General features: G+C 34.6%; 13 protein-coding genes and 1 pseudogene. 4 read left to right on the top strand and 10 right to left on the bottom strand.

The annotated features are described in order from the left end of the window. The 3 genes from KTH84_RS08905 to KTH84_RS08895 all read right to left on the bottom strand — a co-directional run. The coding region (locus KTH84_RS08905; RefSeq protein WP_262472895.1) for a BapA/Bap/LapF family prefix-like domain-containing protein at positions 1–1457 on the bottom strand (1457 nt) is incomplete at its 3' end. Positions 1458–1492: 35 nt separating this feature from the next. Further along, positions 1493–2308, bottom strand: coding sequence for an OmpA family protein (locus KTH84_RS08900; protein WP_262472894.1), 816 nt, complete (start codon positions 2306–2308; stop codon positions 1493–1495). Between the two features lie 480 nt (positions 2309–2788). Beyond that, the gene (locus KTH84_RS08895) at positions 2789–3607 is read right to left on the bottom strand and encodes a hypothetical protein (RefSeq protein ID WP_262472909.1); all 819 of its coding nucleotides are present in this window, start codon (positions 3605–3607) and stop codon (positions 2789–2791) included. Between the two features lie 487 nt (positions 3608–4094). Between KTH84_RS08895 and KTH84_RS08890 the strand changes: the two genes are divergently transcribed. Further along, a complete protein-coding gene (locus KTH84_RS08890; protein WP_262472893.1) occupies positions 4095–4451 on the top strand; it encodes an IS630 transposase-related protein in 357 nt (118 codons plus the stop codon). 5 nt (positions 4452–4456) lie between these two features. On the opposite strand, the gene KTH84_RS08885 is transcribed toward KTH84_RS08890, so the two are convergent. Beyond that, positions 4457–5281, bottom strand: a complete 825-nt coding sequence (locus tag KTH84_RS08885; protein ID WP_262472908.1) for a hypothetical protein — start codon at positions 5279–5281, stop codon at positions 4457–4459. A 626-nt stretch (positions 5282–5907) separates the two neighbouring features. On the opposite strand from KTH84_RS08885, the pseudogene KTH84_RS08880 reads away from it, so the two are divergent. From KTH84_RS08880 to KTH84_RS08870, 3 genes and pseudogenes are all read left to right on the top strand, one after another. Next, positions 5908–6446: pseudogene (locus KTH84_RS08880) on the top strand (transposase); the annotation flags it as partial. Between the two features lie 47 nt (positions 6447–6493). Further along, on the top strand, positions 6494–7003 hold the full coding sequence (locus KTH84_RS08875; RefSeq protein ID WP_262472892.1) for a helix-turn-helix domain-containing protein: 510 nt from the start codon (positions 6494–6496) through the stop codon (positions 7001–7003). Next, positions 6937–7878, top strand: coding sequence for an IS3 family transposase (locus tag KTH84_RS08870; protein WP_316249453.1), 942 nt, complete (start codon positions 6937–6939; stop codon positions 7876–7878). Before KTH84_RS08875 ends, KTH84_RS08870 begins: the two co-directional genes overlap by 67 nt. Positions 7879–8098: 220 nt before the next feature. Here KTH84_RS08870 and KTH84_RS08865 read toward each other — a convergent pair whose 3' ends face one another. The 6 genes from KTH84_RS08865 to KTH84_RS08840 all read right to left on the bottom strand — a co-directional run bounded on the left by KTH84_RS08865 (position 8099) and on the right by KTH84_RS08840 (position 15867). Next, positions 8099–8887 (bottom strand): hypothetical protein, encoded by a 789-nt coding sequence (locus KTH84_RS08865; protein ID WP_262472891.1) that lies wholly within the window; start codon positions 8885–8887, stop codon positions 8099–8101. An 891-nt stretch (positions 8888–9778) separates the two neighbouring features. Next, a complete protein-coding gene (locus tag KTH84_RS08860; protein ID WP_262472890.1) occupies positions 9779–10477 on the bottom strand; it encodes a hypothetical protein in 699 nt (232 codons plus the stop codon). Between the two features lie 322 nt (positions 10478–10799). Beyond that, positions 10800–11030 (bottom strand): helix-turn-helix transcriptional regulator, encoded by a 231-nt coding sequence (locus KTH84_RS08855; RefSeq protein ID WP_192837105.1) that lies wholly within the window; start codon positions 11028–11030, stop codon positions 10800–10802. 141 nt (positions 11031–11171) lie between these two features. Beyond that, positions 11172–12149: a hypothetical protein gene (locus KTH84_RS08850; RefSeq protein ID WP_192837106.1), complete on the bottom strand. Its 978-nt coding sequence runs from the start codon at positions 12147–12149 to the stop codon at positions 11172–11174. A 54-nt stretch (positions 12150–12203) separates the two neighbouring features. Continuing rightward, positions 12204–13214, bottom strand: a complete 1011-nt coding sequence (locus KTH84_RS08845; RefSeq protein WP_225996095.1) for an inovirus-type Gp2 protein — start codon at positions 13212–13214, stop codon at positions 12204–12206. 322 nt (positions 13215–13536) lie between these two features. Then, entirely contained in the window at positions 13537–15867 is a 2331-nt protein-coding gene (locus KTH84_RS08840) for a hypothetical protein (protein ID WP_192837107.1), read from the bottom strand. Positions 15868–16040: the final 173 nt, after the last annotated feature.

Below are 16040 nucleotides of genomic sequence, written 5' to 3'. Positions count from 1 at the left end.
ATCGTTACCGGACTACCTACAGGAACATCTGTGGTGGTACCTGTTAACTTATTCGTCGCAGGGTCGATATCAACTGTGATCGCACCTGGTACAAGGTCAAGACCTGGATCTGCTGGTGTATTCGGATCGTTGTCATTGTCACCTTGCGGTGCCAATGTATCGGTCGCACTTACATCTTTGCCATTCAGTCCCTTCGTAACTGCCTGTACATCAACCGATGAACCATCTGCAATACCATCACCTGCTACTAGCTGGTAATTATATTTGCCATCAACATCTGTTTGAACAGTACGGGTAATCTCTACATCTGCACCTGTTGCATCTTTACCTTTAATAGTTAATACAACGTTACTGTTCGGTGCCACATCAGTTGTAGTACCACTGATCAGACCAGTACCTGCATCTGCAATATCAACAATAATGCTACCGTCTGCAACGCCTGCACTATTGTCAGTGTCAGTCACAGGTTTACCATTGTTATCAGTCGCTTTCGCTTCTGCTTCAATCGGTGCATTCGGGTTAATTGTGGCAGGAAGATCAGCAGTATAAGTACCGTCCGGTTGAACAGTCGCCTGAACTTCTTCTGTTACAGGATTACCTTGTGGATCTGTACCTGTCACTGTAATCGTTACCGGACTACCTACAGGAACATCTGTGGTGGTACCTGTTAACTTATTCGTCGCAGGGTCGATATCAACTGTAATTGATCCGTCAACTCGGTCTAAACCGCCTTGATCTGATGTAGATGGGTCATTGTCATGATCAGTCTTCACAAGACTGTCTTCAGCTTTTACAATATTACCATTTTGATCTACAACCTCAGACTCTACTTTCAAATCCCCATCAGCAAAGTCATTTGGTACTTCTACTGTATAGCTACCATCAGGATTAACTGTAGTTTCAATTTCCCGGCTAATTAAATTGCCATCTTTATCTTTACCCGTAATGGTAACATTCACTTTACTGCCATCAGGAATATTTTCAGTGTTACCCGTTATAAGCCCATCACTTGAAACTTGGATACTATTCGCACCATTAGGTATACTTGGGGAATCATCATCATTATGGGTTGCAGCAATTATCCCCCCAACAGCACCCAGGCCCGCTAACCAAGGTAAAAGGCTAACAAGTTGACTCCCTGCTTCTGGTAGTAATACTTCTAACCCAGGAATACCTTTAAAGTCAGAAACCCCATCGAACCAATAAAGAACACATCCATCTTCTTCAAATACTAAATCAGAAATTACTTCATCATAAGCAGTAAAGAAATTTTCAATAACTATTACTTCTCCATTTTTCAATTTAAGCAATAAGTTATTACCGTCACGGATAAATTCTTCAACATCATCACGATGCATTTTCGTATGAACGATTGATGCTTCTGTTAAAATAATCTGATTCGAATTAACTATTGATTTCTCTAAAGAATCTTTTTCTATTACAATAAAATTAGTCATATTTCACCTAAAATTCTTATTCCATAAATTGGTAATTACTTAGAAATCCCAGTAATTTCGACAGTTACACGACGATCTAGTTGTAAGCAGGCTTTTAAGGCTTCTTGTGATTTAGGGCTAGGACATCCATCAGTTACAGGTTGAGTTTCTCCCATGCTTGTTGTACTGATAACGCTATCAGATACCCCATTTTGGATTAGAAGATTACGCACAGTGTCTGCACGGCTTTGCCCTAGCTTTTGGTTATAATTGTCATTGCCCAATCGGTCTGTATGGCCAATCAATTTAATTGCACTTACAGAAACATATCCCTGCGAAATTTTAGAAGCTAAATCCATTACTTCTTGGCGCCCTTTCGGCAGCAAGTCATTAAGTGTAGAACCATCAAATTTAAATAAAGTATCTGCTGATAATTGGATTACTGAAGTGTGTTCAACAATTGGCGTTTCTTCTTTTTTTGAACAAACAAGTTCTTTTCCATTATTTAAAATATAAGGTTTGCCATTCTTATCTACGGAAAGGGTCAAATTATTGTCGGATAATTGATTCGTTTGAAGGTCTACATCACATGATTGGCACTCTTGAGAAGTACAATTTTTAACTTTGAAATTGTAAATTTCAGGCTTCAAACGGTACTGAGCTGCATTATTAATATAGAAGCTACCCGATTGAATGTTGTCTATATAGAAATTAATAGGACAGTTTTGCTTTTCTGGAGCGTCTTCTGCACATAATTTATCATCTCGTTTTACGTTTATTATTTGAGCCTTATCGTTGCTCCCTTCTTGAAACCGTAGACCTGTAGGCTGGGAATAATTGTTTGCTGCACAGGCAGACAGTCCAATTGACACAGCTATTACTAACAATCGCAATTTATACATATAGCATTCCCTAAACGTTAAAAGTAAAAACCATTGTTATCTCTATATTTGTGAAGCAGTTCTCATATGTGTTAGGTGAAGTTATCAAATTCACATCATGATTTATGTGCATTTTACACATTTTTATTTAATTTCAAACTATGCTTTTCATATTAAAAATAAAAATAGTTGCCAAAAAATTCTTTTCCAAATTTAAATAATTAATATTTAATAATTTTTTTTAATTTATTTTTTAATAAAAAATTGTTATTTGTTATCTATAAATATTTATGTGCATTTTTAACATAAAAATTTATGACTGCGTGACTTTAAGCTCAGTACAGTCTTATGCTGATAAAGAAAATAATTTCAATAAGAGATAAAAAAAGCCATACTTAAGTAGATGGCTTAGATGAGGAGCAGTTTGAAAGAAAAAAATTAAGCTAAATTTAGTCTACTTTAAATTTAAACTTATAAATCAAACCCACCGAAGATTGGGGGTTCTTCTGTCGTACTATCATCATTATTTGAGTTTTCTTCCGACGAGTTAGAACCATTTTCTTGTTCAGATGTTTGTGGAGGAGTTCCATCTTTACTTGATGGATAATCATCCATTAATAATATTGTACTTAGCGCAGCACAATGGGTTCTTAAACTCTCATTATCGTCATCATACATTGTTGGATATAATTGTTTAGAATATTGTGAAGTATAACTTGCAGTCCAATTCTGCAAGATATTAGGTAAATTAAAAGTATAGTAATATGTTTTTTCTTCATTCGGTTGATAAGTATTAACAGTTTCATCATTTAAACAATAATTCGTTTCTGATTTTTTTTCTGTTTTAGAACCTGTTAATTGAATAGCCGCTTTACAACTGTTGATGTATTCATACATCGGCTCTGAAGTCGTATTTTTTACAATGACTTGTAATTTATATCTTACCTTCAATCCACTATTTATTCCTAAAAGATCCATTCTATCTCCCATTTTCATAGGGATAAATGGAGCATAGTGTCTAACAAATTGAATTGTTCGCTCTACACCACCGCAATATTGTGTTATAGGATTTGGATAAGCAACAGCATATTCACCATCATCTTCCATTTGATTGGAACCTGGATTTGGTCGAGGATTGGTAACAGGGTTTTCGGTACCAACCGTCATTTCACCCGTGCCAGTCCCCCCTAAAGTCACTCCAACATTAAACCCGCCGTCCTCTCCTGTACAACCAGAGAGTATAAACAAACCTACAGATACTAATGGCAATGTAAGACATGAATGAGGCATATGAGTTATCTCAATAAACATTGTAAGAACTAAAAACAGAAGATTCCTTTACGTCCTGTTTTTATCATAAAACATTGTATAACAAACTGAAATAGTTGGTATTATTAGATCACTCTAAAGTTAAAATTTTATACAATTCCAGAAGCTAATAAGAATTTAGGCATACAGAAATAAGTGTGCTTTTTTAGAATCGAACTATCTCCAGAAATCATGCCTTATTAAAAATTTAACAAAAAATATACCATTTAACAAACATAAAATGTGCAATTAAATCATTTTTTATCAAAAAAAATTAATATAAAAACAAATAAAATTTATAAAAATAAAAAATATGTGCAACATGTACATATTTTTCAAATAATGGTACATTCCCTTGGTCATTCTAGGTAAAAGAGATAAGACTGTAACATTTAAATAGAAAAAATTACGTTAGCTCAAACAGTAGTTTTTTATTAAACATTTGATAGAGGGAGATAAGTTAAATTCTATGCGTGCGTATTCTTTAGAATTTCGTCAGAATGTGATGGCTGTTTATAAACAAACGTATCATAAGACAAAAGTCTGTAAACAGTTTCAAATTGCCAGATCAACACTGGATGAATGGATTACTCTCGAGGAAAAAACACAAAACTTAAATCCCTTACCAGTGACTAGAACTGGCAGACCCTTTTCTATTACTGACTTAAAAAGCTTTGAAGATTTTGTAAAATCCACACCCTTCTCTAAGATCAGAGAATTAATAGAACCATTTGAACAAAGGTTTGGTTATAAAGTCTCATATTCTATTCTTTGGAGAGGCTTAAAAAAAATTGGATGGAAAAATAAACACCCCAAAAAAAAATAAATCTATTATTTATCATACTGATAAATACCTAAACGAAAGCGTTTATTTGCATCAGGCGTCCCCTCATCATCTTTACAATACTCTATTGCTGAAGAAAGAATGGCTTTAGACATCAAATTCCACATATCCACGCTTAATCTTTTAAGTTTTTCAACTGATTCAGGACTTAACTCATCTGCAAAAATAGCTTGTTCTAAAAGATTAGTTTTTTGTGTTAGATTACTAATTCCTGCTGCAAGATGATCTGATATATTTTGAGTAAACAATTGTTTACTCTCATCTTTCTTAGGATCTGGTGTAAAACTGGAATTTTGCAAGATAATTTGATCATTTTCTTCTATAACTAAACCCAATCGTTTAAGTTCTAATAATATTGATTTAGGATGTTTCTCAGAAGATATCTGCTTAACCAAGCTCTCAAAACTTGGTTCCTTACCATTAAATGGAATTTGAGATGGAAGCTTTTGACCTATCCACAAACCTACTACACGAGCAGGAACACTAATGGGTAATTGCTGACTAAACTGATTAATTAACTTATATTCACCGTAGGTCTGACAAAAACTTCTAACATCACGTCGCCCTAAACCGGATAATAAGCTAACAGCTGAGTCTGTCTTTTTTTGCTTAATAGAATCTAACTCTTTAATAGCTTCATTGTAAAATACTATCTTGAGTGCAGTCGAAAACTCATTGTAGCCAATGCCTGCTTTTATTAGCCAAAGAACCAACTCAGGCATAATACTAATAGCATGCTCTAATGTCGTTTCAATATCATGTGACAACATCATCTCTTCAGAAGTTACCAAAGTCGATGTCTCTTTACCCATGTACACTCCAAGATTAGATAAAATAGAATTCCCCAATTCAATAATTAGAAAGAAATTAGTAGTTAATTTAATAAAATTATACTTTTTCAGTATTCTAAATTGTAGGCTTTTTTTAAAAAAATGTAGGCTTTTTTTTGTAAAATAATAAACTTCATTGTTCACGTGGTCATTTCACAAGCTCATAAATATTTATTCACGTATGAATTAAGAAGTGATTTATAAAGACCTAATTTAGTTCCACAGTGTCTGTAATTAATTTCAAAAAAAATTAATCTGTAAGCATAGATAATTAAAAGATCTATTAATTTAATTAGTGAGGATGACTTAGAAAGAGATATTTATTTTAAATAAAGTTAATTTATAAATAATTATTTATATAAATATAAAAAAGCTCATGCATTTGCATTGAGCCTCGCCTAATACATGCAATTATGACCATCTGAGCTTGAACAACAGGAGTCAAATTTTAATTTACCATAAAAAATGTGCAATTAAAACATTTTAATGAAGATAATTATATTTAGATAATCTATCTATATTGATATTTCACGGTGGCGTTGTATGAATAGCCACCGATTTTGTAGACACTCTTTAGTTAGATAAAATGGCTAATTAACGAGGTGTTTATGAGCAGTAGCAAACGATATCCTGAAGAATTCAAAATAGAAGCATTAAAACAAGTCACTGAGAAAAGTCATAGTGTGGCCGAAGTTGCTGCACGCTTAGGAACCACCACACATAGTCTGTATGCTTGGATTAAACGTTATGATCCACAGCAACCCAAGATCACAGAACCTGGTGATCCACTTTCGGAATTAGCAAAGCTAAAGAAAGAACTCCAAAGAGTCACGGAAGAAAGAGACATATTAAAAAAAGCCGCGGTGTACTTCGCAAGTCAGTCCAAGTGAGGTATGCCTTTATTCAGGACAACCAGGGTATCTGGCCGATTCGTCGTTTGTGTTCAACTTTAGATGTTCATCACAGCGGCTATTACGCATGGTTAAAGCAGCCCATCAGTGAGACTGCTAAGAAACGGCAACAGCTTTCAGGTCTCATTAAACAGTTCTGGCTCGAATCTGGTGGAGTTTATGGCTATCGCAAGATTCATTGTGACTTAAAGGATATCGGTGAAGGCTGTGGAATTAATCGGGTACATCGGCTGATGAACTGCACCCTATAAGTTAGACTTTTTAAACTTATAAGGTGTGACCTATGCCAGTTCCAAAGCATTCAAAAGAGTTAAAACTCAAAGTAATTCAGGCTTATTTAGATGGAAGTAAAGGCTATAAAATTCTTTCCAAAGAGTTTAATGTAGATCTCCAAACCATTCGGTTATGGATTGAAAACTATAAGGCAAATGGTACTGATGGGCTTAATGTTAAAATTAAAAAGACTTATTATTCTCCAGAATTTAAAATCAATGCGATACAAATGCTTCTTGATAAGATACCCGTAAGAGAAGTAAGAAGGCGATTAAATCTGAGCGGGACGTCAATTCTAAGAAGATGGCTAGCTCTGTACCATAAAGAAGGGATTGCTGGTTTTAATACTAAACGGACTTATACCAATATGACTAAGCAAGATAAAACTAAAACAGTGAAACCAACAAGAGATGATAAGGACAAGTCTCAACAAGAGCTCATTGATGAGGTCACATCTTTACGCGCGGAGGTCGCTTTTTTAAAAAAGCTAAAAGCCTTAAAACTGAAGCAACGTACTTAAATTCAATTTCTACTGCAGACAGTGTTCAAGTTATTTCAGAATTAAGGCAAATTTATCTATTAAAGCTACTACTGGGTATCGCAAAGATAGCCCGTAGTACTTATTTCTATCACATGAAAGCTATACGCTCTAATGATAAATATACTGAGTTAAAACAGAAAATTAAGTCCATATATCATAAGCATAAAGGATGCTATGGCTATCGTAGAATTACTCTTGCTCTGAGAAATGCAGGAATAATGATTAACCATAAATGTGTATATCGCCTAATGAAAAATATGGGACTCAAATCACGGATCAGAGCGCTAAAATATCGCTCATATAAAAGTGGTTGTGTAGGAATGGTGGCTGATAACGTTTTACAACGGCAATTTAAAGCAAATCGACCGAATCAGAAATGGGCAACTGATGTAACGGAATTTAATGTAAACGGTGAAAAACTCTACCTATCCCCGATTATAGATTTATTTAATGGGGAAATTATTACATTCCGAATCCAACGCAAACTCAATTATGAGTTGGTAAAAGATATGCTCATTCATGCTTTGGCTAAACTTAAGCGACATGAAAAACCAATTCTCCATTCCGATCAAGGATGGCAATATCAAATGGCTCATTACCAACAGCAATTAAAACAACAGGGTTTAATTCAAAGTATGTCTCGTAAGGGAAATTGTTTGGATAATGCTGTAATAGAAAGCTTCTTTGGTATATTAAAATCGGAATGCTTTCATGGTGAAAAGTTTCAATCAATTGATGAATTAGAGAAAACTATACAAGAGTACATTCATTATTATAATCATGAGAGAATCAAAGTGAAGCTACAAGGTTTATCCCCTGTACAATATAGAAATCAGTTTTTAAAAACTGCTTAATTAACTGTCCAACTTTATGGGGTCAGATCATCCTACCGCTACGGGAGGGAACGAGGAGCTAGCATTAAAAGAAGATTCTTTTAACGCCTCTATGAAATGGTCTGTCAAAACCAACTGGCAATGTAGGCCAGCATGCAAAGGATAATGTGCAAAATTTAAGGTGTCAATAAATGTATTAAAAGATTCAATTACCTACTATTAATTTAATGGATTAATTATCCTATTCGATTGTTGCCTCATTTGAGCAAGAGGTATTTCGCTTGATATTGACTCCAAAACCACCAGAAGCATCTCTCAATACGAAAATATAAACATCCATTAGGTCAGAATATTGTCGTCCATATTTATCATGGTAAATAATTCTTAACTTGATATCTTGTTGGAATTCGCTTTTTAAAAGTTCAAGTCGCTCTCCTATGAGTTCAATATTAAGCCTAGTTTTCTGCTTTGCTGCTAACTCATAAAGCTCTATATTAAAATCATCAAAATTCGAGTCCAACTCTTCAATAGTTACATGCTTTGCCACTTCTCCCCTATTTTCAATAAAAATCTTAATTTCTGCAACCTCATGACGTTCCATATCGATAATAGAGCCATCATCATCGCATTCTGGAAATTCCTTCTCCGTTAAGGTGAAAGGATAACTATAGAAAGTTAAATGAGGCCGTGCTTCAAAATGTTTAATTTCTAACTCTTGCTGTGTGACACTAAGTAGCTTCCTTTGCTCTTCAACATTATTTGCTAATTCTTGAGCCTGTTGATGCAATGCATCTGTGCTTGCTTTTAACTCTTGGCTTTGTATTTGTAAGGCTTTAGTATTTTGTAAGTAACCTAAAATCAGAAATAAAAAGGCCAATGGGGAAAATGCTCCAGCTAAGAAATCACCAATTTCATTTGCAGGTAAAGCCTTGACCTTAACTGGTGTAATTCCAAAGAATTTATATAAAATGAAAAAATAGAAAACTGTAAATAGGATAAAGATCCAGTAAGGGCTTTTTGTGTGAGTCATGGAAATTTTCCTAGCTGATTCTTAATAACGAAATGACTTCCCCTATAGTTTACCTGACAAAAAAACAGAAAAAGTAATATGCGATTTTCATTGAAATCGCTCTAAGTCATATTTACATCACATTAAATTTTTTGCTAAATTCTTTTTTGGTTACTAGCCCGTAACCAAGCTTAAATAAAGCCTGACAATCCCAAAGTCAGGCTTTATTTTTATCAGTGTAACGTATTACTATTAATTAGTCTGATACCAGTATGAGTGACAACTCAACTTAGCACATAGTAAAGTGTGATGTTACTATTAGAATCTTTTAATTAAATTATAAAAATTTAACTTTAATCAAATCAGATTACTCAATAGAATTAAGCCTCACATTGATCTTCACTTGATACTTCAGCCTTAATAATGAATAACGACCCTCTCTTTGTTTTATCCAACTCTTCTGAAAGCTATCTTTTTCTCACTTTTCGAGCAAAAGACCTGACTCATTCAGAACGTATTGAAATCATTTTAGAGGTTGAATGAACCATAAGATCAGATACAAAGAAAAGAATTCACTTGATTTGGGATAATGGTTTTGGCTCAAGTGACTTAACAATATGGTCAGAGTCTCATACCGAACAAACCTTAGCTATGTCATCAATCAAGAACTTCTTTAAGACTTTTGAAATGATACAGTATCCTTTACCAGCTTATCTAAATAATAGAATTAATACATCTGCCAATTTTTTAGTGTTTCCAAGTGAAAATTATATCCAACGCTTTATAAAGCAAATTAATGTTAAGAGCTAAATCTTCTATGTGCAGACTTCGGTCAAGGACAAATAGCTAGATTTGCTACTCAAATAAGATTAGTTAGGGCTGTTAAGCAGCCCCTCTCCCAAACTAAATAACCTAATAAGGTTGACGTGATGCCTTTCCATGGAAACGTCTGAAACCATGCGGCCAGATTCTGACATTCATCGAGTCTGCATCTACATTAAAAAAGTCCTGTTGTACGAGCCGTTCAAAATCACTCACATCATTAAATGCTGCAAACATCTCAGTAAACGGATGGCTGTGCTCTGTAATCGCTTCATTCAAGTTCAGAACCATCCCTCTGTACTTCGTTACAAAATTCCATAAGCGGGCGATATGTAGCAATAGCGTAGAATTATCCTGATAAATATAGCCATTTAGCGTTAATGAGAAGAGCATCCCGTACTCTCCGTTTTCAGCAAGCTGAACAACGCGCTGATACTGAAAGAGATAATCAAAGGGGAAATAGCCATATTGACCCAACAATAGTTCAAATTGGCGTATATCTTTGGCGACATTAAAAATAGAGGTTACAGACGTATAACTCGGCAAGTACCCTAGAAATAGATTAATCTTGTTTAACGCATGATGATGCTTCGTCGCTTGTTGGTATGCCTTTTGGTAATGCTCCACTCTCTTGGCATGTTTTACATTTTTATCTTCAATCATTTCTAGAAAGGACGGTGCAGAAAATATTTTTCGTAATTTAACTAAAATCAGATCGATTAACTGTTCAGCCTCTTGCTGATTAAGAGTGAGATTTAAACCAACCAGATTTAATTCTCTTTGACTCACATCGAAGTACATTCTGAAATAATTTATTCAGTGTCCACATTCTATTGTAGGCATCAGGCAAATCTGCGACCAGTCTAAAAAATAATCTAATAAATGAGAGTACCAGAACTAGGCATCATACTCACCATTGCGTTTAAAGCAGATACTCAAATAAAGTTTATGAATATCCTGTTCCAAACGCGGAGCAACCTGTTGTTCATAGTGAGTTAAAGTAATTGGGTGCATGTTTTGACTTCCTGTTTTTAAGTTCATAGGAAGTACTGATCAATATTTTTTACTGTGCTTATCTTTAAATCACTTCAAAAGTAATCTTCTGGCCCTTTTAACGCAGGGCCAGTTTAGACTCAATCCATTCATTTATTTCAAAGGCTGACCAACCAACACGGTTGGTGGTTAGTCGAACCTGTTTGGGGAAAGTAGGGTCATAATAATCTGATTTAGGATCCAATAAACTGTAAATCGTGGCACGACTGAGACCAGTAAATTCTATCACTTGTTTAATATTGATGATTTTATTCATCACAAAAGTAGTTTGAGTGAAAGACGCATTCATGGGGGTTCCTTTTAAATGATGCGTGCGTTTGTGCACATAAGATGTGCAACCCAATAAAAAAATAATCACCCAACTAAAACGGATAAAGTTTCCTACTCCCAATATGGGGGAGTAGGAAATTTCATTACTATAAAAGTAACTTTAATTAAAGAATGATCCCTTTTTGCCATGAAAAGGCTTAAAGCCAATCGGATAAACACACAGCTTATCCATTTGCTTACTGGTACTTGTTACTGCTCTTGGTAAGTGATCTAGATTTTCTAGTGGATCATTTGGTTCAACCCAGTTAAAAATCTCATCGTTACTCACATCATTAATGATGAATTCACTATTAGCTTGGTTTTCTAGCTGAAATGTATCCAGAAGTATGCCTAAACGAGCTGTTTCTTCAGACCAAAGCTGTGCAATCCAGGCTGCGTAATTGATTTGCTCAGAATAAAAAGTTTTATGAATCGTCATATAGAAGCGGATCATATATCGATTGATTCTAGTGTTTCGAACCACATGATAGAAAGTAAACATGACCTGACTGCCATACCACAGCTGTTGTTTAAGGCTCTTCTCGAAGGCTCTAAATGCCTTCGTCAATTCATTAATGTTATAAACTTGCTCAGAACCTTCCAAATAACTGAGGTAGAACTTGAGGTCTATTGCCCCCACACTCAATTCACTCGTAGCACAATAAGCTTCTCGAATAGCATCAATACGCTTCTCATAGCGCTCATTTTGCTGGTTCATATGCTCATGAAATCCCGTAGTTTCAAAGAGATTCCGTAGCTTTCTCAAAATGTTTTGGATTAACCATTGTTCGTTATGAGACTTAGAAGGTTGGAAAAAAACATCTGAAAGTTTTGCTTGTACCAAAGTATGCAAATAGGCCTTATGAAAGCAGTTTAACCAAAAACTAAATTCATAATCCCTTAAACGTAATTGAAGCAAGAAGTTCCAATCATTGATATAGGCTAAGAATACACTTTCCCATTTGTTCACTATTTGCTTTAAATGCTCCTCATACTTAACGCCTTCAGTAGGTTTACTGAAATGGACCTCTCTATAAAACTCATATACATCATTTTCTAAACGAGGAGCTGTAGTGATATCTGGTGATTGGAATGTCATCTGAATTGTCCTATGAAATAAATTAATTCATAGGACGCACAACCTGATATTTTTTTACTGATCAAATATCCACAGCTCATCAAGCCATGCAATATCATTCCGACTCTCCGTTATGATGTGCAAAGGATCTATCGGAGGTGGTACAAACTTTATTTGATACTGACGCCCATGTGGCTTATAGCTCCCCTTAAAAAAGCTCCGACGTCCTAAAGGTTTTACCAACAGCATCTGCCCATACTTTTCTGGCTCTACTAGATACTGAGCAGCCTTTAAAGCATTATGAACCTGAGATGGATGCTCCCGCTTAATCATTCCTATACCGAGAATTCCTTGCCGCTTATATCCATCCTTAATTTCTTTCGTATTTGAATGTCGACCATAACCGAGATAATGAGTTATAGACTCCCACTTCTTAGTCACCTTGTCCCCAAGATCCCAATCTTGATCATGCTTAGAACCGTTGTAGATAAGTAAAAGGTGCCCGTGATAGCCCTTCGTTATGCCTTGCTCTAATGCAAGCCCATAGCCTAATAAATGCTTAAAGCAGTTGTTCTTATCCTTCATGAGTTTGATTAAAGAAGAAATATGAGCATAGAAATCTTTGATATTAATGGTTGGCATGGAGTCTTTTAAATATCCAAGGTCAACCCGAACGAACAAGAGCTGATTGTGGTCATAGATAATGGTTTTTAGCTGTTGAAGAAATAATTTCTGGTTGTCATTCTCCTGATCTCTAAACTGCCGTATTTCCGCAAGAATGGCGAAACGATATTTTCTTAAAGTTCGGCGAACCTCTTTAATTTGTTCTAAGGAAAGCTGAATTAGATAATCCCCTAAACCGCACTCACCTCGTTTGTAATCTATCCAATGAACAATTTCTATAAAGGCTTGAATTGAGGCGCTGTACTGAACCCCATCCTGATCAAATGCCTTAAAGGCCGGAATCAGATGCTCAAGATAAGAAACGAACTGTTGATCACTTATCCCAAAATTCAGACTGAGTTCTATAAATTGATTAATAGCGGAGAAGGCTGCTGCTTGATGCGATAAATCAAATGACAACATGAAGCGTTTCCTTAGATATGAATTAGACATATCTAAGGTGTAATCAGTAATTTATGATTGTATTGGAGAGTAGTACTATCATATGAATAGAAATAAGACATTCTCAGTAGCTGTGGGCTATTGAGAGATAGAATGTAGATATCAGTAGTAAGTACATATGAGTACTAGTTACTAATTAACTTAATAATAATATTTACCGACTTCATCCTAATACAGAAATTAAAGGCTAGCCATAGCTTGCAAGTTATTATCTTCTCGTAATACTGAAAGATTAATGTCAATCAGATTTACGATAGTTAAGGGGGAAATTCATTTTTAATAGCTAGCTAGATTTTTCTTTTCCCCCTCCTTTAATAAAAACTTTAGGAACTTTCTGGGTTAAAGCTGGTCTAAAAAAGTCACGATATGCAAAAAATGGAATTACCTGCTCTAGAAATAAATTTTTCATCTTTACATTCGAAGCTTCAAGATAGATACCTTGTGTATGATGTTGCTTCTTAAACACGCCTACCGAATGCATCAGATTTTTTGAACTTATGGACCCGTAAAACTTAAGTCCTGTTTTATCTTCTAAACTTTCCCATTCTAAAATCGTTTTTGCTTTTTCTTTTAAAAAATTTTGCCATCTAATATTCAGCATCTCTACCACCCTTTCTTTTTCAGGTTGACATTTGTCACTAAAAAATAAGACTAGATCAATTTCAAATTCTGACAGCGTCACAACCTCCTGCCAAATACCCATATACCCCTGCAACCAACTACAAGGTTGGGCTCTTTTTGCTGAGCGCATAAAATCTGTAAAGAGTTTAGAGAACTCTTTCTGTTTAAAATCACGGCTACCTACGCGCGCCTGAATAGTAACTCGATAAGCTAAACAATCTTGCTTTAATACGGAACTGATATATCTGGTCGCTTCGTTTTGTCTTCGGGCACAAAGATCGTAAGCATCTTGATATTTATCTTTATGAATTTCACGACTTGCACGATCCAAAATGATTTGTTGCTTAATCACTAAAAGAGTTTGATTGAACTGCTCTAAAGAACTAACTTTTAAAGGATGGCTAATATAGGATTGATGAAATATATACAAAACATTGGATATAAATATTTCTATCTCGGCTAGGCCAAGCCCCCTCCCCATTCGTCCAAATAAATTATTCAACTCTTTGAAAGCATTTGGACAGTTTGATAAGGATTTTATAATAAAAAGAAATTGCTGACCGACTTGTGTAGATATATCCTTCAAATCTTTTTTATTTATGATTGCATCACTATCTTTGTGGTATGCATTAAAAGCTATGTCATTTTTTTTCAGCATCGTTTCTATAAGGATTTGTATCTGGAATAGCAATTCGCCGTATTGTGGTAAATCATACTCAGCACAAAGTTCTTTGTAGAAAATCTGACTCACACTCAACCGTTTTGGTACATAATTCAGTTTCCAAATACTCGTAGACAAATTCCACTTCTGTAATACTTCAGTAAAACTATCTTTTTTCCCCTTTTCCTTTGCATTTCCTATTTTAGGTAGATTATCTGAAAAGCTTTGAATCGAAGGTTCTAAAGTATTGTTTACTTCAAAAGCAATCTTTGGATATATAAGTTTGACTAACGAATCTATTCTGTAGAAGTAACTGAGCACCCAATATTTAAATAACTTTATCTGTTCTTTATCTTTTCGCTTTATTAACCCAATAGCCTGTTCATGCGCATGTTTCTTAATTACTTTATTGCCGTCTATTACTTCAATACAATACTGCTGAAAGGCCTGAGCCAAACGCTCCTTCAATTCAGGGATCAACGTATTTTCATAACTTTCCACATTAGATTTACAAATAAAAATACATGACAGCTTCAAGCCATTTTGGAAATCATGTTCAAGCTTGGTATAAATTTGAAATACATCTGAGACTTGTTGTGCTAAAAAAAGCTGTATTACGTCCCTATCTCTCAAAATTTGTTCTAGAAATGTTCCAAGCGGCTCCCTATTTATCGAGTCTATAGGACGTGCGAATCTTAAATCAATCGTGAATGTATATAACTTATTATATCTACGTAGCAACTCATCAAACTGCTCATATGCTTTACGAAGATTGAACTTATACTCTAGGTTTTCTGAGTATTTATCAGTTTTTTTTAAAAATGTGTGTTGAAGCCTAATTGCTTTTTCCCTTGAAAACTTCCATGGATCCCACTGTTGGGTATATTCTGGCTGTCCAATAGAGTTGATGTAGCGCACATTCTTTATAAATTCGGTGTTTTGATAGGTTTCAATTCCCTCCCAATCACCTTTTAAAAAATTGATATATCTTAACCAGTTCTGACTCAACTGAAGGTAAGTTGTATCAAACATACTTTCTAGAAATTTTAGATCATCAAAATATTTTAAATACTCGTTATTAGAACAAATATGTTTTGTTTTAAATATATCCTCATCTACAGCAGGAAGAGTCCCTTCATTTAAATCGACAACAAATTTCTCCAAAGACTCAAGTACCCTAACACTCTCTTTGAATAAGCAGATTGGCTTATATTCTTCTTGACCATCTGCCGCGATGTAACGATCTGCCTGCATATAAAAATTTGGAACTTTATGTATTAAAAGTTTAAATAGATCACCTGTACTAATTAACTGATTAAATTCTGCATTCATTATAGTAATTCCCACCTCAAACCTATGCTTTACAATACTTAAGACCTATAAAAACTAAATAAAATACCGCATATTAATCACATTAAATACAATCCATTATACGCATGAATACCTATTAAAAGTAACAATTTATATATCATGAATCTATTTAACATTTTTCTAGAAAAAAATAG

The organism is Acinetobacter sp. WU_MDCI_Abxb74 (assembly GCF_025513915.1).
Classification (GTDB): Bacteria; Pseudomonadota; Gammaproteobacteria; order Pseudomonadales; family Moraxellaceae; genus Acinetobacter; species Acinetobacter calcoaceticus_C.
The sequence above is the reverse complement of the archived record's forward strand: the minus strand, read 5'-3'. Positions and strand labels throughout refer to the sequence as shown.

Coding starts and splice junctions, on each gene's coding strand:
- KTH84_RS08895 (WP_262472909.1), bottom strand. CDS start 3,607: ATGCCTCATTCATGTCTTACATTGCCATTAGTATCTGTAGGTTTGTTT.
- KTH84_RS08890 (WP_262472893.1), top strand. CDS start 4,095: ATGCGTGCGTATTCTTTAGAATTTCGTCAGAATGTGATGGCTGTTTAT.
- KTH84_RS08885 (WP_262472908.1), bottom strand. CDS start 5,281: ATGGGTAAAGAGACATCGACTTTGGTAACTTCTGAAGAGATGATGTTG.
- KTH84_RS08875 (WP_262472892.1), top strand. CDS start 6,494: ATGCCAGTTCCAAAGCATTCAAAAGAGTTAAAACTCAAAGTAATTCAG.
- KTH84_RS08865 (WP_262472891.1), bottom strand. CDS start 8,887: ATGACTCACACAAAAAGCCCTTACTGGATCTTTATCCTATTTACAGTT.
- KTH84_RS08855 (WP_192837105.1), bottom strand. CDS start 11,030: ATGAATGCGTCTTTCACTCAAACTACTTTTGTGATGAATAAAATCATC.
- KTH84_RS08850 (WP_192837106.1), bottom strand. CDS start 12,149: ATGACATTCCAATCACCAGATATCACTACAGCTCCTCGTTTAGAAAAT.
- KTH84_RS08845 (WP_225996095.1), bottom strand. CDS start 13,214: ATGTTGTCATTTGATTTATCGCATCAAGCAGCAGCCTTCTCCGCTATT.
- KTH84_RS08840 (WP_192837107.1), bottom strand. CDS start 15,867: ATGAATGCAGAATTTAATCAGTTAATTAGTACAGGTGATCTATTTAAA.